Here is an 18,460-nt window from a genome sequence, read left to right as displayed (position 1 = left end):
CGGTTAGAGCGCTTCGGCGCCCGCGATAATCTCGATAAGTTCGGTGGTGATCGCCGCCTGACGCGTGCGGTTGTAAACGATGGTCAGCTTGTTGATCAGCTCGCCCGCGTTGCGCGTCGCATTGTCCATCGCAGTCATCGACGCGCCCTGTTCGGACGCGGCGTTTTCAAGGAGGCCCTTGAAGATCTGGATGGTGACGTTGCGCGGCAAGAGGTCAGCAAGGATTTCTTCCTCGCCCGGTTCATATTCGACCGCAGCGCCGCTCGACGCCGGAACGTCAGCGGGCGGCGGAACCGGGATCATCTGCTGGCCGGTTGCGATCTGAAGCAGTGCCGAGCGGAACTTCGAATAGAAGAGGTGCGCGACGTCGAAGGCGCCGGCTTCGTAAAGCTCCATCACCTTCGCCGAAATCTCGTTCGCCTGATCGAAGCCGATATCGCGGATGCCGGTCGTTTCGTAATTCTCGATGATCTGGCCGGGGAAGAGGCGGGCGATCACCGGCCGGCCCTTGCGGCCGACGAGGAAGAAGCGAACCGTCTTGCCTTCGGCCTGCAGCGCCAGAGCCTTGTCGCGTGCCGCCTTGACGATGTTCGAGTTGAACGCGCCGGCAAGGCCGCGGTCGCTGTTGAGCACGACCAGCAGGTGGGTGTCGCTCTTGCCGGTACCCGACAGCAGCTTGGGCGCCGAATCCGACGCGCCGACCTTGGAGGCGAGGCTGGCGACGACGCCTTCGAGCCGCTCGGCATAGGGCCGCGCAGCTTCGGCCGCGGCCTGCGCCTTGCGCAGCTTGGCGGCGGCAACCATCTTCTTGGCCTTGGTGATCTTCTGGGTCGATTTGACCGAGACGATCCGCCCTTTGAGTTCCTTAAGCGATGCCATTACGGCCCCTCTTGTTCGTCAGCCCGGCGCAGGAGGCCGGGCTCACGGTAACTTGGCTTACGCGAAAATCTTGGCGAAGGCGTCGAGCGCCGCGACCAGGCTCTTCTTGGTGTCGTCGCCAAGATCCTTGGTGTCGCGGATCGCCTTCAGCACATCGGCATGGTCGCTGCGCAGATAGGCGAGCATCGCCGCTTCGTAGCGCGACACGTCGGTCGTCGCGACAGCGTCGAGATAACCGTTGGTGCCGGCAAAGATCGATGCGGTCTGCTCTTCGAACGGCATCGGCTGGAACTGCGGCTGCTTCAAGAGCTGCGTCAGGCGCGCGCCGCGGTTGAGCAGCTTTTGCGTCGAGGCGTCGAGGTCCGAACCGAACTGCGCGAAGGCTTCCATTTCGCGATACTGTGCAAGCTCGAGCTTGATCGAGCCCGACACCTTCTTCATCGCCTTGGTCTGCGCGGCCGAGCCGACGCGGCTCACCGACAGGCCGACGTTGATCGCCGGACGGATACCCGCGTTGAACAGGTTGGTTTCAAGGAAGATCTGGCCGTCGGTGATCGAAATCACGTTGGTCGGGATGTACGCCGAAACGTCACCCGCCTGCGTTTCGATGATCGGCAGCGCGGTGAGCGAGCCCGAACCATTGTCGCTGTTCATCTTCGCAGCGCGCTCGAGCAGGCGGCTGTGCAGATAGAAAACGTCGCCCGGATAGGCTTCGCGGCCCGGCGGGCGGCGGAGCAGCAGCGACATCTGGCGGTAGGCGACGGCCTGCTTCGACAGATCGTCATAGACGATCACGGCGTGCATGCCGTTGTCGCGGAAGAACTCGCCCATCGTCACGCCGGCATAGGGGGCGAGATACTGGAGCGGCGCGGGTTCCGACGCAGTCGCGGCGACGACGATCGAATATTCCATCGCGCCATTTTCTTCGAGCTGGCGAACGATCTGCGCGACGGTCGAACGCTTCTGACCGACGGCGACGTAGATGCAGTAGAGCTTCTTCGATTCGTCGTCGCCCTTGTTGACGTCCTTCTGGTTGATGAATGTGTCGATCGCGACGGCGGTCTTGCCGGTCTGACGGTCACCGATGATCAGTTCGCGCTGGCCGCGGCCGACGGGAACGAGCGCGTCGAGCGCCTTGAGGCCGGTCTGGACCGGTTCGTGAACCGAGGTGCGCGGGATGATGCCCGGCGCCTTGACTTCGACGCGCATGCGCTTGTCGGCCTTGATCGGGCCCTTGCCATCGATCGGGTTGCCGAGGCCATCGACGACGCGGCCGAGCAGACCCTTGCCGACGGGGACGTCGACGATCGTGCCGGTGCGCTTGACGGTGTCGCCTTCCTTGATCTCGCTGTCCGAGCCGAAGATCACGATGCCGACGTTGTCGGCTTCGAGGTTGAGCGCCATGCCCTTCACGCCATTGGCGAATTCGACCATTTCGCCGGCCTGGACATTGTCGAGGCCATAGACGCGGGCGATGCCGTCACCGACGGAGAGCACCGAACCAATTTCGCTGACCGTGGCGTCGGTCCCGAAATTGGCGATCTGGTCCTTGATGACCTTGCTGATTTCAGCGGCGCGGATTTCCATTATTCAGCCTTTCATCGGGCAATTTGGCGTCGGGCTTTTCAGCCCTTCATCGCCTGGGCGAAACTGTTGAGACGGGTACGGATGCTGCCGTCGATCAGCTGGCTGCCCAGCTGGACGACGAGGCCGCCGAGAATGGCGGGGTCGACGGTGGTCGCGATCTTCACGTCGCGGCCGACACGGGTCTTGAGGTTGGCGGCGAGCGCCTTCAATTGCTCGGCGCTCAGCGGGTGGGCGCTGGTGACCTTGGCGGTCACTTCGCCGCGGTGCGCCGCGACGATCGCATGATAGGCGTCGATCATCGCGGGCAGATCGGCAAGGCGGCGATTTTCGGCGAGCACGCCCAGGAATTTGGCGGTCAGCGAATCGAGCTTCAACGCCTTGGCCACCGCCTCGATTGCCTTTTCGGCATCGCCGCGGGTAACGACGGGGCTAGAGATCAGGGTCGCCAGATCGGCCGAATCGGTCAGCGCGGTCTGCAGCGTTGCAAGGCTCGCCTGAACGCCGTCGATTGCCTTCGATTCGCTCGCCAGATCGAACAGCGCGCTGGCATAGCGGCCCGCGAGGCCCGCCGTGATGTTGCCCTGAATGCCGCCGGAATTCTCCACGCGCGAAAGTCCTTCTCTACGATCCCGTGGGGGATTTGGTCGCGCGGTTTTCGGGGAAATTCGACGAACCACCCCCGCGCGAAGTCGCGGCGCGCCTAGCAACGATTCTGTTGCAATGCAAGGTGGGGGTGGGAGGAATCCGCTTCACCTTCCGCCCCCCTTTGCGTCGCGCTTGTCGAAGCGGCCGACTTTCTCCAAACAGGCGCGAAAGTCGGATCGCGCCACGACTGGCGCGGCAAGCACGGAAGAGGGCAAGGCCGATGGGCGAAATGATCCGTATGACAATGGACGACGGCGCGGAAATCGCGGTCTATCACGCCCAGCCAGTCGGCGAACGCCGCGGCGGGCTCGTCCTGATCCAGGAAATCTTCGGGGTCACCGATCATATTCGCGAGCTGTGCGACGAATATGCGGCCGACGGCTATGAGGTGCTGTCGCCCGCGCTGTTCGACCGCGAGCATCCGGGGTTCGAAAGCGACTATTCGGGGCCGCAGTTCGAGCGCGCGGTGCAGCTGGCGCGCGAACTCCATCCGTTCGAACAGAGTCTGAAGGACGCGCAGACCTGTATCGATGCCCTGAAGGCGAAGGGGCCGGTCTTCATCACCGGCTATTGCTACGGCGGGTCGGTCGCGTGGCGAATGGCGCAGATCAGCCCCGATCTGGCCGCCGCTTCCTCCTATTACGGCAGCCTCGTCCCGACAATGTTCAAGGATGAGGCGCCGGGGTGCGCCGCCATCGCCCATTTCGGCCGCTTCGACGGCGGCATTCCGATGGACGGCGTCGAGACGCTGATCGCGCGCGATCATCCGACCGCGCAAATCTTCGTCTATGAGGCGGGCCACGGCTTCAACAGCGACCGCCGCAAGGATTATCACGAACCGAGCGCCGACCTCGCGAGGGACCGCACACTCATGCTGTTCAAGGCGTGCGGGGGATAGCAGACGCTGCCGCGACCCCGCGCAGCATCAGGGCGCTGGCTTTGCTCCCGCCCCTGCCGCCGCCTTCTGGCACTGGTAGACGAGCCGCTCGTTCGGGCTGGCGGGCAGTACGGCGCGAATTGCATCCTGCTGCGTCGCGAGCCCGGCAAGCGCGTCGGGGTCGGTGGTGCAGGCCTTGAGCGTGATCCCCGCCCGCGCCTCGCGCGCGAGCTTCATGGTGTCGGCATCGAGCAGATAGCGGTCGACGCGATAATCCTTCGCCCCCGGATCGATCGACGCGACGGTCACGGTCGCCTCCTCATTGGGCACCAGGATACGCTGCCAACGGCCATCGGCGCCCATCGCATATTGGGTGCGGTCGTTGACGCAGCCGTTCGCGGCGATCGCGACCGGCACGTCGGTGGTCGACGACACGGTAATGCGGCTGCGGTCAGGGCGGATCGTGCAGAGATAATTGCCTTCGGCAAGCTTGGCCCCTTCGGGCTTCGCCGTATCGGCCGTATCGCCTTCGACCGCGTCGAGCGCCGCATGCGCATCGGGCCGCGTCGCAAAGAGCAGCGCCGCGAACAGCATCAGCGCGGCCCCGGCGCTCCCCGCGATCTTGGCGCGGCGCATATTCTTCTGATTGTAGAAGATCAGCGCCGCCCCGGCGCCGAGCGCGCCGATCACGAACAGCACCCCGGCGAGCGCCATGCGGTTCTCACGCGCGGTCATCGCCGCTTCCTCGGCGCGCGCGGCCTTGAGGTCATGGTCGAGCTTCGCCGCTTCGTCGCGCGCGGCATTGGCCTGCGCCAGCGCGCGGGCATCGGCTTCCAGCGCGGCGCGGTCGCGGGCGTCGGCCTCGGCCATCGTCAGGCACGGCGTTCCGACGCTCGCGAAACTCTGTCCGGCGTCGCCAAGGAAGCGCGTCACCTCGCGGCCCGCGATCGCGAAGGCGAAGGGCGAATCGCCGTCGTCGGCGCGGGTGATGAAGGTGTTGATGCCGACGATGCGCCCGCAACTGTCGACGAGCGGTCCGCCCGAATTGCCGCGCGCGATCTTCGCCGTGTGGACATAGGTGGCGATGCCCTCGATCGCTTGGGTGTTCGACAGATTGCCCTCGCTTCGCACCGGGCTGCGCGGGGTGATATAATCGGTCGCGCTCTGCGCGGTCGCAAGGTCGACATTGCCCGGATAGCCGAGCGCGACGACCTCTGCCCCCGCCTCGAACGGCCCCGAATAGATGACCGCGGCGGGCACGTGCCCCTCGGTCATTTCGATGAGCGCCAGGTCGCGCTTGGTATCGATCGCGATCAGCTTGCCGGCATAGCTTTTCTTCCCTTCGGAGGGGACGACGCCGAGCGCGACATTGTTCGGATATTTGGCCGCCGATTCGACGACATGGGCGTTGGTGAGGATGCGGGTCGGCGAAATGGCGATGCCGCTGCCATGCCCGAAGCCGACGACTTCGCCATCGACCATCGCTACGGTGACGACGCGGACGACGCTGCGCGAAACCGCGCTGATATCGTCGGCAGCGCGGGCCGGAACCGCGAAGGCGACGAGGGCAAGCAGGGGGGCGAAGAAGAATGCGAGAAGACGGGTCATGGCCGCGAACCTAGTCGCTGCGCGCGCGAAGGCAAGTTAGAGGTAGGGGCGCCACATGATCAGCCATGCCCCGGCGCTGCCGACCAGAATGGCGATCGCGCTCGTCGCCAGCACTACGGTCACGGCGGATCGCACCGCGGGCCTGCCCCGCGCGCCGGTGCGCAAATAGAGTTCGGTCACGCCGAGCGGCAGCAGCGAGTTGGCGAAAGCCAGGAAGATGTCGAACGGGCCGTCCATCGCCGTGCCGATCCCCGCGCCGCCGGCCGCGATGCCCCAGGTCATATAGCCGACGCGCATGAACCAGACTGCGCTCGCCACCGCGAACAGGCGTAGCGTCCAGCGCCGGTGCGCCGCAAACCGGCGCGCCCGGGCATCCCGCCATGCAAGCGCGCCGAAGAGAAGAATGAGCAGCGCATCGAGGCTGATTCCCACCGCGCCCGCCCAGTGCAGCCAAGTGCCGCGCACCCAGGTCAGCCAGAGCCCGCCGAGCGCGAGCACCAGCGCGCTGAGCAGATAGAGCCGGCCGTTCCAGCGGTGGATGGCGGGCCAGCGTCCCCGGATCGCGGGCACCAACTGCACCAGTCCGCCGAAGGTGATGACCGCCGCCATCAGCACATGTGCCGCAAAGAAGAGATTGCCGCCCACATCGCCGGGCACGAAGCCCTTGATCAGCGGTTTGGCATTCCACGCGGCGAAGTCACCCGACAAGGAGGACGGGTAGTAGAAAAGCAGGATGAAGGCGGTGAAGAGCAACTGGCCCGCCGCGATCGACAGGAAGCAGAGGGTAGCGGAAAGCCGGAGCCAGTCGCGCGGCGCCGCCCGCTTTCCGCCGGTCTGCGATACGTCGATGGTCGTCATTCGATAGTCTCCGATGTCATCCGTCGATGCCGGGCATCGAAACTGTTGGTTTGGTGGAAAAAATCAGAGGCGAGCGCATCGTCCGGCTTTGAGCGCAAGCATCGGGACGCATCGCCGCGCCTGGCATGACAAATCGGCGAGCAGACAAAGGAGCCGCATATGACTGATCGAATGCGCTATCGAATTCAGGGGCTGGACCCCGCGCCCTTCGCCCCGCTTTTCGCGCTCGACGATGAGGCGCTGAGCGCGCGGAACGCCCGCCGCGTCATTGCCACCGCCGACCGCGGCTTTCCCTGCCGGGTCAGCCTGGAGGACGCAAGGGCGGGCGAGGAACTAGTACTGCTGCATCACCTCAGCCACGACGTCGCCACGCCCTATCGCAGCGCCTATGCCATTTATGTCCGGCGCGGCGCGGCGCGCACGATGTGGCGCGACCGGACGCCGCCGGTGTTCGAGGGGCGCCCGCTCGCGATGCGTGCCTTTGGTGCCGACGGCATGCTGCGAACCGCGCGGGTCGCAGGGCCGGGCGAAGCCGATGCCGCAATCCGCGACCTGTTCGCGGACGCCGGCATCGCCTATATCGACGCCCATAATGCCGCGTACGGATGCTTTGCCGCGCGGATCGAGCGGGATGCGAGCGAGGGAGCCGAGCCATGAGCGCCGACAGCATGACCGATTCCGATCGCTGGGCGGCGGTGCAGCGCCGCGACCGTGCGCTCGACGGACGCTTCGTCACCGGTGTGCTGACGACGGGCATCTATTGCAGGCCGAGCTGCGCGGCGCGGCATCCGGCGCGCGCGAATGTCCGCTTCTTCGCCGACGGAGCCGCAGCACGCGCCGCCGGACTGCGCCCGTGCAAGCGTTGCCTGCCAGACGATGTCGCGCGCGACGAAGGCGCCGTGATCGCCGCCATCGCCGCGATCAAGGACAGCGAGGAGCCGCTCGCGCTCGCCGATCTTGCGGCGCGTACCGGCTATTCGGCGACCCATTTTCAGCGCGTCTTCACCCGTCACACCGGCCTTTCGCCAGCTGCCTATGCAAGGGCGCTGCGCGAGGAGCGCGCCCGGGCGGCGTTGAGCGAGGCGGGGCGCGTGACCGACGCCATCTATGACGCGGGCTTTTCGGGGCCGTCGCGCTTTTACGACACGATGGAGGGACGCATGGGAATGACCGCTTCGGCATGGGTGAATGGCGGCAAGGGCGCGACGATTCACTGGGCGGTGGTATCGACGAGCCTTGGCGACATGCTCGTCGCGGCGACCGCAAAGGGCGTGTGCCGCCTCAGCTTTGCGGAAGGGCGCGATGCGCTTGAGGCGCGCTTCCCGGCCGCCGAACTGGTCGAGGGCGGCGCCGATTTCACCGCGCTGCTGCAGCAGGTGGTCGATGCGGTAGAGGCGCCGGCGGCCGGTTTTGACCATATTCCGCTCGATGTGAAGGGCACCGCCTTTCAGGAAGCGGTCTGGCGCGAACTGCGCAAGATACCGGCGGGCGAGACGCGCAGCTACGCCGACATCGCGGCCGCGGTCGGCAAGCCCAAGGCGGTGCGCGCCGCGGGCAGCGCCAATGGTGCGAACAACGTCGCGGTCCTCATCCCGTGCCACCGCGTCGTGCGCAGCGACGGCTCGCTCGGCGGCTATGCCTATGGCCTGCCGATCAAGCGCGAACTTCTGAAAAGGGAAATTAAATGACCGACAAAATCGCGACCTTCCGTGCGCTTCACATTCCCGGTGACCCGCTGATTCTGGTCAATATCTGGGATGCCGGCAGCGCGAAGGCGGTCGCCGCCGCGGGGGTCAAGGCGATCGCGACCGGAAGCTATGGCGTCGCCGGCGCGCAGGGCCGCGCCGATGGCGAGGATTTTCCGCTCGCCGATGTGTTCGAGAATCTCGCGCGCATCCTGTCGGTCACCGACTTGCCGGTCACGATCGACATGGAATCGGGCTATGGCGCCGATCCCGCCAGCGTTGGCGCCTCGGTCGCGCGGGCAAGGGCGGCGGGAGCGGCGGGGATCAATATGGAGGACCGGATGCCCGGCCGGAACGATCTGTTGCCGATCGCGGAGGCGCAGGCGCGCTACCGTGCCGCGGCCGATACCGGAATTTTCGTCAACGCCCGCTGCGATGTCTTTCGCGGCGCCGATGCGGCGAAGGAGGGCGACCGGCTCGTCGCCGCCGTGCTTGAGCGCGCCCGCGCCTATGCCGATGCCGGCGCAGGCTCGCTGTTCGTCCCCTTCCTCGGCGATGCGCGCTGCATTGGCGCGATTTGCGCGGCGTCGCCGCTACCGGTCAATATCCTGCGCGCCAAGGCGGGGCCGACCCATGCCGAACTGGCGGCGCTCGGCGTCGCGCGGATCAGTCATGGGCATCAGCCGTGGGCGGCGGCGATGGCGTGGCTGACCGGTCAGGCGCAGCAGGTGCTGGGCGGCGGCGAACCCGATTATTGAGTGGCCGTTGCGGGCCGCGCCACGGCGTACATTTCCTTTGCCATCGTCTTGGTGAGCGCCCAGCGATCGTCGCCTTCCTTGTAGAGATCGAAGTGGGTGCGGCCGGGAACGAAGCGGAAGCTCGCCTTTGCGCCGAGGCCGTCGAGGACGGCCTTCAGCCGCTCGGCTGACTGGTTGAGATAAAAAGTGTCCGCGGTGCCGACGGTAAGATGGATCTTGCCGTCGAGATCGGGTTTGAGCCGTGCCCAGTCACGCGCGATGATATGCGCTATGTCATAATGATCGCGCCAATAGGTGACGACGGCGGGATCGATCTTGCCGGTCACGCGATTGAACATCGGGCAGGGACGTCCATCGGGGCATTTGGGCGAAAAGACCCAGTCGAAGCTTGCAAGCTGGCCGCCATAGGGACCGAGTACCGCCTCGAGTTGGGCGAACTGGCGAAAGGTCGCGACGACCTTGCCGTCCTCGCGAACGAGCGGCCGGTCGTTTCCGTCGCTGCCTGCATAGGCGTTGGCGGCAGGCGCATAGAGGTCGATATTCGTGAAATCGTGAAAATCGCTCGGGTCGGGCGCGGTCGGCCAGCTTCCGCCGAACAGCTTCGGATAGGCGACCTGCAACCACAACGTCGACCAGCCGCCCGAACTGTGCCCGGTCAGGAAGCGGCCCGACGGACGGGCGTCCATGCGATATTTCATTTCCAGCGCGGGGATCGCCTCGGTCGTCAGTGCCGTTCCCCACGGGCCGTTGTTGGCCGAATCGGCAAATTCGTGCGTTCCGGTCGCGATATGATGGTCGAGGAAGACCCAGATCATCGGAGGAAGGTCGCCCTTCGCCATCATCGCCGCTGTGCGCGCAGCGCTTGCGTGCGCGCTGTCGCTCGTGCTGCCGAAGCCGCCGTCCGAATAGACGGTGGGGTAGGTGTCGCCGCCCTTGGCATAGCCCGGCGGCAAGGCGACCCATCCCTCGATCGCTGTGTCGCGACCCCAGAAGCGCGACAGGGCGGCGCTGTGGACGGACAGCGGCTCGACCGACGTCAGCCCGGGTTCGATACCCGCCCGCGCCTCGGGCGATAGCGCGGCAAGCCAGGCTGCAAAATCCTGGCCCGCGATCTCGCGATCGAGGGACAAGGTCGGCACCGGCCCTGGCAGACGGGCTTCGACGACGGGCGACACCAGATCGCCGGCGCCGCGCCCGCCATAATTATAATCATGGTTGCGGTCGAACACCGCCTGGATGCGATAGGTGCCCGGCGCCAGTGTCGACCAGGCGGCCGGAAAGGCATCGACGTCGGTGCCGACGATTGCGGTCCGGCCCGGCTTGAGGCTGCTCACTTCGATCGCCGCGATCGCGGTGCCGGTCGGCTCGAACGGCGACGTGTCGACCGCGTCCTGGGGCTTTGCGCCGGGTTCGACCTTTTGAGCGAAGACGATCAGGCGCCCGCTGCCCTCATCGCCGAGATCCTTTGGCGTGACGACCGGAACCGCGATTGGCTCGGCAAGAAGCGGCGTGGCGCTGACGGCAACGAGGCCGGTGGCGAGGGCGAGCGCAAGGCGCAGGGTCAAGCGGGACATGACAAAGGTCTAGCCCCAATGTCGGCCCTGTAAATGCCGATTCGCCTTAAACGAAACTATAGGGATCGACGTCGATCGCGAGGCGCACCTTTGCCGGCCAATCTATCCGACCGATCCAGTCGCGGATCGCGCCCTGCAGGTCGAAACTGCGCGGCGCGTGGAGGAGGAGGCGGAAGCGGTGGCGGCCGCGCAGCATCGCAAGCGGCGCGGGCGCGGGGCCATAGATAGCGAGACCATCGGCGACAGGCGCCTTTTCGCCCAGCCGCTGCGCGACGCCGCGCGCGACTTCGATATCCTCGGACGAAATGACGAGCGCGGCGAAGCGGCCATAGGGCGGCGCCCCGGCGAACTTTCTCGCCGCCGTTTCGGCGGCATAAAAGCCTTCGCGGTCGTTGGCGACCAGCGCCGCCATCACCGGCGCGTCGGGCACGCGTGTCTGGATCAGCACCTCGCCGGGCTTCACCCCGCGCCCCGCGCGTCCCGCAACCTGTGCGATCTGCTGGAAGGTCCGCTCCGCGGCGCGCAGATCGCCGCCGTCGAGGCCGAGGTCGGCGTCGACCACCCCGACGAGCGTAAGATTGGGGAAATGATAGCCCTTGGTCACGAGCTGGGTGCCGATGATGATGTCGACGAGTCCGCCCTCGACCGCCTCGACAAACTCGGCCGCCTTCGCGGGCGACCATAAGGTGTCGCTGGTGACAATCGCGGTGCGCGCCTCGGGAAAACGTAAGCTCACCTCGTCGGCGACGCGCTCGACGCCGGGGCCGCAGGCGACGAGGCTGTCCTCGTCCTCGCATTCGGGGCATAGGCGCGGCGGCGGCATCACATGGCCGCAATGGTGGCAGGCGAGGCGATGGACTAGCCGGTGCTCGACCATCCACGCGGTGCAGTTAGGGCATTGGATGCGGTGGCCGCAGGTACGGCACAGCGTCAGCGGCGCGAAGCCGCGGCGGTTGAGGAAAAGCAGGCTCTGCTCGCCCTTTTGCAACCGGTCGGCGAGTGCCTCAACGAGCGGCGGGGCGAGCCAGCGGCCGCGATCTGGCGGATCCTGCCGCATGTCGATTGCTGCCAGGTCGGGTAGTGTCGCGCCGCCATATCGGGCGGGCAGCACGATATGGCGGTAACGCCCTGCCTCGACCTGCGCGAGGCTTTCGAGCGCCGGAGTCGCGCTCGCAAGGATCACCGGCAGCCCCTCGAAATGGCCGCGCATCACCGCGACGTCGCGCGCGTGATAATGGACGCCATCCTCCTGCTTGAAGCTGGTTTCATGCGCCTCGTCGACGACGATCACGCCCAGATCGGCATAGGGCAGGAACAGCGCCGAGCGCGCGCCGACGACGATCTTCGCCTCGCCGCTTGCGATCGCGTGCCAGGCGCGCCGCCGCTCGACCGACCGCAGCCCGCTGTGCCATGCCACCGGCTCGCAGCCGAAGCGCGCCGCGAAGCGCGTCAGCATCGGTTCGGTAAGCGCGATTTCTGGGAGCAGGACCAGCGCCTGCCTGCCCGCTTCGATGGCGGCGGCAATCGCCTCCATATACACTTCGGTCTTGCCCGATCCCGTGACGCCGTCGAGCAGCAGCGTCTCGAACCCGCGGGCGGCGACGGCGTCGCGCAATTGCCCGGCGGCGGCCGCTTGCTCGTCCGAGAGGTCGGGCGGCGCGAAACCGGGGTTGGGCTCCGGGTAGGGCTGATCGGCCGACACGCTCACCGCCTCGAGCGCGCCCGTCTGGACGAGGCCGCGGATCACCGCCTCGCTGACTTCGCCCAGCGCCGCGAGTTCGCGCACAATGCCTTGGCGCGCGCCGATCTTTTCGAGCGCCACGGTGCGCTGCGGCGTCATCCGTGCCGGCAGCTCTCCCGTGGCGCGATATTCGACGATGGGGCGCCGCGCGTCGGCAAAGGCGGCGCCGGGCAGAACCATGCGCAGCACCGATCCCGGGGGTGCGAGATAATAGTCGCTCGTCCATTCGACGAGGCGGCGCAGCGGGGCGCGGATCGGCGGCACCGGCACGACCTCGAACAGATTGCGCAGGCGGTTGTCGCCGACGGGTTCGGGGGCGCCGAAGCTTTCATCCTCCCACACCACGCCGCCCAGCCGCCGCGGGCCGAGCGGCGCGACGACGACGCTGCCGAGCGGCGCGTCGCTGCCGTGCGGGACGCGATAGTCGAGCGGGCCGAGGGCGGCGGTCAGAAGGAGGACGCGGGCGCGGGTCATGGAAGCGATGACGATATAGGAGCGCGGCGAAAATAGGAAAGCGCGCTATGCCTCGCCGAGCCGATACCCGATGTCCGCTGCCGACGTGCGCCGGCGGATCACATCGCCTTGATATAGTCGACCATCTGGCCGACCACGGTTCCCCAGCCGTCGTGGAAGCCCATTTCCTCATGCTTCTGGCGCGCGGCGCTGTCGCCGTGGACCGCGACGGCGCGATAGAGGGTGCTGTCGCCCTGCGGGGTCAGGAACAGGCCGGCGGTGAAGAAGGGCGCCGGCGCCGGCCGGAAGCCGGGGAGCAGCGTGTCGGTGAAGATCAGCCGTTCGCCCGGCACGACTTCCAGATAACAGCCGCTGTTGGGAAACTCCTCACCCTCGGGCGAGCGCATCGTCGTGCTGAAGACGCCGCCGGGGCGCGGGTCCATCTCGCAAGCGGTGACCGTCCAGGGCTTGGGCACGAACCAGTGCACCAGATGCTCGGGCGTGGTCCAGACCTTCCATACAAGGTCGGCGGGCACGTCGATCACGCGTTCGAGGACAAGGTCGAGGTCGGGGTCGACCGGGCTGAGCGGAAAGGTCATTCGAAGGTCTCCTTCTTGTTCTTGAGCGAGAGCAGATAGGCATCCATGCGGTCGAGCCGGCCTTCCCACAGGCGGCGCTGGGTCGCGAGCCAGTCCTCGGCCAGCCGCAGCCGGTCGGGGGCAAGGCTGTAGGTGCGGACCCGGCCAAGCTTGCGCGAATGGACGAGGCCGCAGCCTTCGAGCACCTTGAGGTGCGCGAGAAAGGAGGGGAGCGCCATGGGGTGGTGCGCCGCAAGTTCACTGACCGAGGCCGGTCGTTCGCCCAGCCGTTCGAGGACCTGCCGCCGTGTCGGGTCGGCGAGGGCGCGGAAGATGCCGTCGATCATCGCCGGTTCGGGCGCAATCGGGGCGTCGGGCCGGATGGTCGACATGGCGCATTCCTTTCGCCCGCCCTCCTAGCTCGGTCCAATACTTAGGTCAATGCCTAACTATTGAGACAGGCACCGCGCGGTGCGATTTCGCTGGCGGATCGGGAGATCAGGCGGTGACGGTGCGGCGCGGAAGGGAGCGGACGGGCTTCGGTCGCCGGAACCAGAAGGTCCACACTGCAAAGCTGCCGAGCATCGCCATCGTCAGCCCCGACAGGGTCATGACGATACGGTAGCCGAGCCCCCCGACCTTGGCGGCGTGCAGCGGATAGGCCTTGTTGAACGCCTGTGCGGCGGGCGCCATGGCGAGCGCGTCGCGCGCGCCGAGCAACTCGCCCGTCTGCGCATCGAACCAAAGCGTCGACCGGCCGTTGGGAAGCCATTCGGCCTGCTGGCGCATCCGCAGCATGATCGGGTCGCCCGCCTTGCGCGGCAGGCTGAGGATGCGGAACTCGCCGCCCGGAAAGCGGCGGCGCGCCTCGGCGAGCATCGCCGCATAGTCGGGCTTCGCAGCCAGCGGGCCGCCCTTATATTGGGGAGGCGCCATCGACTTCTCTGCCGCGGCAATCGAACCGAAGGGCGCGACGACAGCCATCGCGAAGGGGCGAAAGATCATCATCGTCCCGGTGACGACCGAAAGCAGCAACAGCGGTGCCATCACGATCCCCAGGTCGCGGTGATGCGTGACGATCGCCGGCCGGCTCATCCGCTTGGGCCACAGGCGCAGGCGGAAGGTCCGGCGCGTCCGCCACCACAGGATGATGCCCGACACGATGAAGAACAGCCCGCACAGGCCGGCGATGCCGATCACCCACTCGCCGCTGTCGCCGGCGAAGAGATGATGATGGAAATCGAAGATCCACAGCTCGGGCCGCTCCCACTGGCTCGCCCAGCGGGTGACGATCTGTCCGGACTGGTCGGCATAGGCGCCGGCGCCTTCGTCGAAGCGGGTCTGGTGGAGACCGAAGCCGTCGCGGGCATAGATGATGCCCTGCGCGCCCGGCTGCGCCATGATCGCCTCGGTCGCCCGCGTCACGCTGCCAAGGTCGCTGCGCAGCGGATCGCCGCTATGCGGCAGCCCGATCCACGCATCCTTGTGGACGAGGATCGCGCCGGTGAGGCCGAGCAGGCCAAGCACCAGTCCGATCAGCCCGCCGGTCCAGCGGTGCAGCGTGTCGAGCAACTGCATCAGAAGCGATAATCCCAGCCCAGCGTGAAGGTGCGTCCGCGCCCGGCGAAGTTGAAGAAATTGTCGGTCGGGCGCTGGGTGTCGCTCGCATAGGCGATATATTGCCGGTCGAACAGATTCTGCACCGCCAGGCTGATGCCGCCGATCCGCGTCTGGTAGCGCAGGAAGGCGTCGGTCAGATTATAGCCCTCGAAATCGTTGCGCGGGTCGCGCGTCGGGCCAGTGAAACTGCGCGCCAGATAGAATTGCGTCTGGACGCGCGCCGACAGCGGCCCCTTGCCGTAGCTGGCGGCGAGGTTCAGCCGGTCGGGCGAGATATTCGCACCGTCAAGGTCGGTTTCGACCACATCGTCGCCGTCGGCATCATATTTGCCGTCGAGATGGGCATAGCCGGCCGAGACGGTCAGACCGTCGATCGGCAATTTGACCGCCAGATTGATTTCCAGTCCCTCGATCGCGACGCGCTGGCGCAGCACGTCGAAAATGCCGTCGGGCCGGGCGACGAGCAATTGCCCCTCCTTGCTCGACGACCAGAAATAGGTCGCGCTCGCATCGAGCGGGCCGCGCTTCACCTCGACACCGATCTCGCGGTTGTTCGAAACGATCGGACGGATGTTGAGGAAATTGTCGATCTCGACCCCCGGCGTGCTCACCGCGCGGGTGATGCGGCCGACGTCGGGGGCGGTATAGCCCTCGGCATAGCTCGCATAGGCGCGGATGCCGGGGATCGGCTCGACGATAACCCCGCCGTTCAGCAGCACGTCGTCGAAACTCGGGCTGCCACCCTTGACGAAGGTGCGGCCGGCGCTCGCGAGCGTGGTATAATCGTCGATGCTGATCTTCACATTCTCGTAGCGCGCGCCGCCGGCGACGCGGACGAGCCCGTCGAACAATTTGAGATTGGCCTGTCCGAACGGCGCGAAGCTGCGGAAATCGGTCGGCGGCACCCAGACGCGGTCGGTGGCGATCAGCCGCTGCTCGGTCGAATCCCACAGCGCGTCGAAACCGGCGATCAGCGTCAGTGCCTCGAAACCGGGCACCGCACGCTCATAGCTCAGCTTGGCGCCATATTTGCGGCTGCGGTTCTGCGATTGATCGAACAGCGTTCCGACCGGCGCGATCTGGACGTCCTGGAAGGTCGCGATCGGATTGGGTTCGCCGCCGAAGGTGTCGCGGGTACGGTTCCAGAAAATCTGGCCGACGAAATTCCCGCCGCCAAGGTTGCTGTCGGTCAACGACAGCGCCAGGCTTTCGGTGCGGCTCGCGGCGGGATCGCCGGGCGGGGTGCCGCGCGCTGCGCTGGTCGGCAGGCCGGTCGCACGATTGCCTGCCACCGCGACATAATCGCCGTCGCCCTTCAACTCGTAACGGCTGGCGATCAGGTCGAGCCGCATCGTGTCCGTGACCTCGTAGCCAAAGCGTCCGAACAGCGAGAGCGTCTTGGAATCCTGCGTCTCGCCCTGCGTCAGATTGATCCCGACCGGGCGGCCCTCGCCGTCACGAAAGATCCCGCGCACCTCATAGGCGGCGCCGACCGACGCGTCGAAGCGACCGGCCCGATACTGGATCAGCCCCGCCGCCTTGCCGCCCATGCCGGCTTCGGAAAATTCGTCGTCGGCGGTGCCCTGCAGCAGCAGCCGGCCGCTGACGCCTTCGGTCTTCGGCGCGCCGACCGTCACCTGATTGACGATGCCGCCGGTGCCGCCGATCCCCTGCAGCGCGTTCGAACCATAAATGACCTCGACGCGGTCGATGAAGAAGCCGTCGATGGTGAAGCCGTCGCGGCTGCCGTCGCGCAGCGGGGTCGATTGGGGAATGCCGTTGATGGCATAGAGCGGCGAGCGCCCGCGCAGCGTCTCGCCCGCGCCCGACAATTTCTGCCGCGTCGGCGAAAAGCTGGGGGTCAGCGTTGCGACCGCGTCGGTGACCGATCCCGAAATCAGCACCTGCTGATCGAGCGCGTCCTTGCCGATGACATCGACCGTCAGCGGCAGGGCGTTGGGCGGTAGGATCGTGCGCGCCGCGGTGACGACGATATGTTCCTCGGCGTTCGTGTCAGGCGCCGCGGACTGCGCGAGCGCGGGGGAGGAAAGTGCGGTGCAGGCAAGCGCCGCAGTGACAATTTTGCGAATCATTCTCAACTCCTGTTGAGGAGGCCGCTAGTGCGACTGATTCGCAAATGCAAGGGATTTCAAGGCGAAGTTTGGCCGAACGCAATTCCTTTGCCGCTTCGCTTTCCTGGATAGCGCATGGGATGACGAGAGCGGCACACGCTGCGTCTCGCTGGCCGCCCCCCCCCCCGCTATTCGATGGCCCAACTCAGCCGCGAGCGGAACTGCGCGGGGCGCGGCTTTCCCTGCGCGTCGAGGGCGGGCAGGAACAGCCCGCTTCGCATCAGGACCTCGCAGGTCTTGCGATCAAGGATGTCGCTGCCGGCCGATTTTGTGATGTGGCAAGCGGTCGGGCGGCCCGAAGGTGCAACATCCAGTATGAACTCGCTGGCACCTTGCGCCCGTGTACCGGGATAATCGGCAGGCAGGACCCAGCGCTCGGGGCTTATTGGCGTCAGGCCATCGTCGTCGGTGGCGTCGGGCTCGGCGCCTGCCTTGTCGGGCTTGGTCCAGGCGATGCGTAGGCGCGGCAATGCTTGCCGTTTACCGTTGCGATCGACCCCCGCCGCTGCCCAGCCGAGCTTTTTGAGCGCGAGCGCGCAGGACGCATCGGCGATCGCCGGCCCGCCTCGCACGCTGCCAGCCTTGCACGTCGGCGCGTTGCTCGCTTCGTCATGGCGCAGCGTTACGATCGCTTCGCCCGCCGCTTCGTCCGCGAGGCCGACGAGCAACCGGTCGGCGTCGGTGGCACGAGCCACCGGCATCGACGGTTGCGCGGCCGCCGGGGATGCGAGCGCCAGCGCGCCCGCGATCGCCGCGCCGGTCCGGATCAACCCGCCAGCACCTTCGCCATCATCCGCTCTTCCTTGGCGATCCAGGGCGCCATGCTCGGGCGCGACAGGATCGCCTCGCTCCACGCGGCGATTTTGGGATAGGTTGCGGCATCGATCGTTACGCCGCAGTGACGGACGTTGACCAGCGGTGACACCGCCGCCAGATCGGCGAGGGTCAGCCGGTCGCCGACCAGATAACCTGACGCCGGGATCGCGCTTTCCAGATAGGCGAGCAATTTTGGCAGTTCGTCGGCTTCGGCTTCGGCGGCGGCGGCGAGGTCGCCTTCGCGGCCCAGGAATTTGGGGGCGACGATGCGATTGAAGAACATCTTGCCGCCGCAGGCCGCGAACACGGTGTCGCCGAACTCGTCCCACCACACGGTGCGGCCGCGCGCTTCGGGGTCGGCGGGGATCAGCGCCGGTTCGGGATATTTCGCTTCGAGATAGTGGATGATCGCGCTCGAATCGGCGAGCAGGAAGCCGTCGTCGTCGATCGCCGGCATCTTGCCGAGCGGCGAAGCGGCACGAAAGCCGGGATCAGGATCGCCGATGCCGACGCCCTTGAGCTCGAAATCGAGGCCCTTTTCGCCCAGAAACCCCAGCAATTTTCGTACGAACGGCGATACGATCGACCCATAGACTATCATCATGACATCCTCCTGATTCCAGCCCGAGCATAGGCGGTCGGTTGCTCA

17 protein-coding genes are annotated in these 18,460 nt (G+C 66.7%); 4 read left to right on the top strand and 13 right to left on the bottom strand.

What is annotated here, in order from left to right; all coding sequences use genetic code 11:
• Window positions 1-3: 3 nt before the first annotated feature.
• Genes P1IM2_RS01865 through P1IM2_RS01855 form a run of 3 tightly spaced genes read right to left on the bottom strand, consistent with a single transcriptional unit; the run spans window position 4 to window position 3,071 of the window.
• On the bottom strand, window positions 4-879 hold the full coding sequence (locus P1IM2_RS01865) for a F0F1 ATP synthase subunit gamma (protein ID WP_062901142.1): 876 nt from the start codon (window positions 877-879) through the stop codon (window positions 4-6).
• Window positions 880-936: 57 nt separating this feature from the next.
• Window positions 937-2,466, bottom strand: coding sequence for a F0F1 ATP synthase subunit alpha (gene atpA / locus P1IM2_RS01860; RefSeq protein ID WP_003043389.1), 1,530 nt, complete (start codon window positions 2,464-2,466; stop codon window positions 937-939).
• Window positions 2,467-2,504: 38 nt separating this feature from the next.
• Window positions 2,505-3,071, bottom strand: a complete 567-nt coding sequence (locus P1IM2_RS01855) for a F0F1 ATP synthase subunit delta (protein WP_058811089.1) — start codon at window positions 3,069-3,071, stop codon at window positions 2,505-2,507.
• 260 nt (window positions 3,072-3,331) lie between these two features.
• Here P1IM2_RS01855 and P1IM2_RS01850 point away from each other — a divergent pair, with 260 nt between their 5' ends.
• Entirely contained in the window at window positions 3,332-4,009 is a 678-nt protein-coding gene (locus P1IM2_RS01850; RefSeq protein WP_186401253.1) for a dienelactone hydrolase family protein, read from the top strand.
• Window positions 4,010-4,036: 27 nt separating this feature from the next.
• Here P1IM2_RS01850 and P1IM2_RS01845 read toward each other — a convergent pair whose 3' ends face one another.
• Together P1IM2_RS01845 and P1IM2_RS01840 are read right to left on the bottom strand one after the other, a co-directional pair.
• Window positions 4,037-5,596, bottom strand: a complete 1,560-nt coding sequence (locus P1IM2_RS01845) for a S1C family serine protease (protein ID WP_186401252.1) — start codon at window positions 5,594-5,596, stop codon at window positions 4,037-4,039.
• 36 nt (window positions 5,597-5,632) lie between these two features.
• Window positions 5,633-6,454: a DUF2306 domain-containing protein gene (locus P1IM2_RS01840; RefSeq protein ID WP_062901138.1), complete on the bottom strand. Its 822-nt coding sequence runs from the start codon at window positions 6,452-6,454 to the stop codon at window positions 5,633-5,635.
• Between the two features lie 159 nt (window positions 6,455-6,613).
• On the opposite strand from P1IM2_RS01840, the gene P1IM2_RS01835 reads away from it, so the two are divergent.
• The 3 genes from P1IM2_RS01835 to P1IM2_RS01825 are packed head-to-tail and all read left to right on the top strand — an operon-like array spanning window position 6,614 to window position 8,897.
• Window positions 6,614-7,111 carry a DUF1203 domain-containing protein gene (locus tag P1IM2_RS01835; RefSeq protein WP_082819838.1) on the top strand — a complete coding sequence of 166 codons (498 nt, stop codon included), beginning with the start codon at window positions 6,614-6,616 and terminating at the stop codon, window positions 7,109-7,111.
• Window positions 7,108-8,142, top strand: a complete 1,035-nt coding sequence (locus P1IM2_RS01830) for a bifunctional transcriptional activator/DNA repair enzyme AdaA (protein WP_186401251.1) — start codon at window positions 7,108-7,110, stop codon at window positions 8,140-8,142. The genes P1IM2_RS01835 and P1IM2_RS01830 overlap by 4 nt, the downstream gene beginning before the upstream one ends.
• Window positions 8,139-8,897 (top strand): isocitrate lyase/phosphoenolpyruvate mutase family protein, encoded by a 759-nt coding sequence (locus tag P1IM2_RS01825; protein WP_062901135.1) that lies wholly within the window; start codon window positions 8,139-8,141, stop codon window positions 8,895-8,897. The genes P1IM2_RS01830 and P1IM2_RS01825 overlap by 4 nt, the downstream gene beginning before the upstream one ends.
• On the opposite strand, the gene P1IM2_RS01820 is transcribed toward P1IM2_RS01825, so the two are convergent.
• The 8 genes from P1IM2_RS01820 to P1IM2_RS01785 all read right to left on the bottom strand — a co-directional run bounded on the left by P1IM2_RS01820 (window position 8,891) and on the right by P1IM2_RS01785 (window position 18,415).
• A complete protein-coding gene (locus P1IM2_RS01820) occupies window positions 8,891-10,471 on the bottom strand; it encodes an esterase family protein (protein WP_186401250.1) in 1,581 nt (526 codons plus the stop codon). The two genes, P1IM2_RS01825 and P1IM2_RS01820, sit on opposite strands and share 7 nt — an antisense overlap.
• 46 nt (window positions 10,472-10,517) lie before the next feature.
• A complete protein-coding gene (locus P1IM2_RS01815) occupies window positions 10,518-12,686 on the bottom strand; it encodes a primosomal protein N' (protein WP_062901133.1) in 2,169 nt (722 codons plus the stop codon).
• A 98-nt stretch (window positions 12,687-12,784) separates the two neighbouring features.
• The gene (locus P1IM2_RS01810; protein ID WP_186401249.1) at window positions 12,785-13,264 is read right to left on the bottom strand and encodes an SRPBCC family protein; all 480 of its coding nucleotides are present in this window, start codon (window positions 13,262-13,264) and stop codon (window positions 12,785-12,787) included.
• Window positions 13,261-13,635, bottom strand: a complete 375-nt coding sequence (locus P1IM2_RS01805) for an ArsR/SmtB family transcription factor (protein ID WP_062901132.1) — start codon at window positions 13,633-13,635, stop codon at window positions 13,261-13,263. The genes P1IM2_RS01810 and P1IM2_RS01805 overlap by 4 nt, the downstream gene beginning before the upstream one ends.
• 106 nt (window positions 13,636-13,741) lie before the next feature.
• Window positions 13,742-14,821, bottom strand: coding sequence for a PepSY-associated TM helix domain-containing protein (locus P1IM2_RS01800; RefSeq protein ID WP_186401248.1), 1,080 nt, complete (start codon window positions 14,819-14,821; stop codon window positions 13,742-13,744).
• Entirely contained in the window at window positions 14,821-16,956 is a 2,136-nt protein-coding gene (locus P1IM2_RS01795) for a TonB-dependent receptor (protein WP_186401247.1), read from the bottom strand. The genes P1IM2_RS01800 and P1IM2_RS01795 overlap by 1 nt, the downstream gene beginning before the upstream one ends.
• Window positions 16,957-17,123: 167 nt before the next feature.
• The gene (locus P1IM2_RS01790) at window positions 17,124-17,765 is read right to left on the bottom strand and encodes an energy transducer TonB (RefSeq protein WP_062901129.1); all 642 of its coding nucleotides are present in this window, start codon (window positions 17,763-17,765) and stop codon (window positions 17,124-17,126) included.
• Entirely contained in the window at window positions 17,762-18,415 is a 654-nt protein-coding gene (locus P1IM2_RS01785) for a glutathione S-transferase family protein (RefSeq protein WP_409574522.1), read from the bottom strand. The genes P1IM2_RS01790 and P1IM2_RS01785 overlap by 4 nt, the downstream gene beginning before the upstream one ends.
• Window positions 18,416-18,460 lie beyond the last annotated feature (45 nt).

Origin of the sequence: Sphingopyxis sp. P1IMeth2 (assembly GCF_900185685.1) — a bacterium.
GTDB lineage: Bacteria > Pseudomonadota > Alphaproteobacteria > Sphingomonadales > Sphingomonadaceae > Sphingopyxis > Sphingopyxis terrae_A.
This window is presented reverse-complemented; position numbering and strand designations above follow the sequence as displayed.

Bases quoted from the DNA above. Each gene is read 5' to 3' on its own strand.
- P1IM2_RS01865 (WP_062901142.1), bottom strand. From the start codon at position 879: ATGGCATCGCTTAAGGAACTCAAAGGGCGGATCGTCTCGGTCAAATCG.
- atpA (WP_003043389.1), bottom strand. From the start codon at position 2,466: ATGGAAATCCGCGCCGCTGAAATCAGCAAGGTCATCAAGGACCAGATC.
- P1IM2_RS01850 (WP_186401253.1), top strand. From the start codon at position 3,332: ATGGGCGAAATGATCCGTATGACAATGGACGACGGCGCGGAAATCGCG.
- P1IM2_RS01845 (WP_186401252.1), bottom strand. From the start codon at position 5,596: ATGACCCGTCTTCTCGCATTCTTCTTCGCCCCCCTGCTTGCCCTCGTC.
- P1IM2_RS01840 (WP_062901138.1), bottom strand. From the start codon at position 6,454: ATGACGACCATCGACGTATCGCAGACCGGCGGAAAGCGGGCGGCGCCG.
- P1IM2_RS01835 (WP_082819838.1), top strand. From the start codon at position 6,614: ATGACTGATCGAATGCGCTATCGAATTCAGGGGCTGGACCCCGCGCCC.
- P1IM2_RS01830 (WP_186401251.1), top strand. From the start codon at position 7,108: ATGAGCGCCGACAGCATGACCGATTCCGATCGCTGGGCGGCGGTGCAG.
- P1IM2_RS01825 (WP_062901135.1), top strand. From the start codon at position 8,139: ATGACCGACAAAATCGCGACCTTCCGTGCGCTTCACATTCCCGGTGAC.
- P1IM2_RS01820 (WP_186401250.1), bottom strand. From the start codon at position 10,471: ATGTCCCGCTTGACCCTGCGCCTTGCGCTCGCCCTCGCCACCGGCCTC.
- P1IM2_RS01815 (WP_062901133.1), bottom strand. From the start codon at position 12,686: ATGACCCGCGCCCGCGTCCTCCTTCTGACCGCCGCCCTCGGCCCGCTC.
- P1IM2_RS01810 (WP_186401249.1), bottom strand. From the start codon at position 13,264: ATGACCTTTCCGCTCAGCCCGGTCGACCCCGACCTCGACCTTGTCCTC.
- P1IM2_RS01805 (WP_062901132.1), bottom strand. From the start codon at position 13,635: ATGTCGACCATCCGGCCCGACGCCCCGATTGCGCCCGAACCGGCGATG.
- P1IM2_RS01800 (WP_186401248.1), bottom strand. From the start codon at position 14,821: ATGCAGTTGCTCGACACGCTGCACCGCTGGACCGGCGGGCTGATCGGA.
- P1IM2_RS01795 (WP_186401247.1), bottom strand. From the start codon at position 16,956: ATGATTCGCAAAATTGTCACTGCGGCGCTTGCCTGCACCGCACTTTCC.
- P1IM2_RS01785 (WP_409574522.1), bottom strand. From the start codon at position 18,415: ATGATGATAGTCTATGGGTCGATCGTATCGCCGTTCGTACGAAAATTG.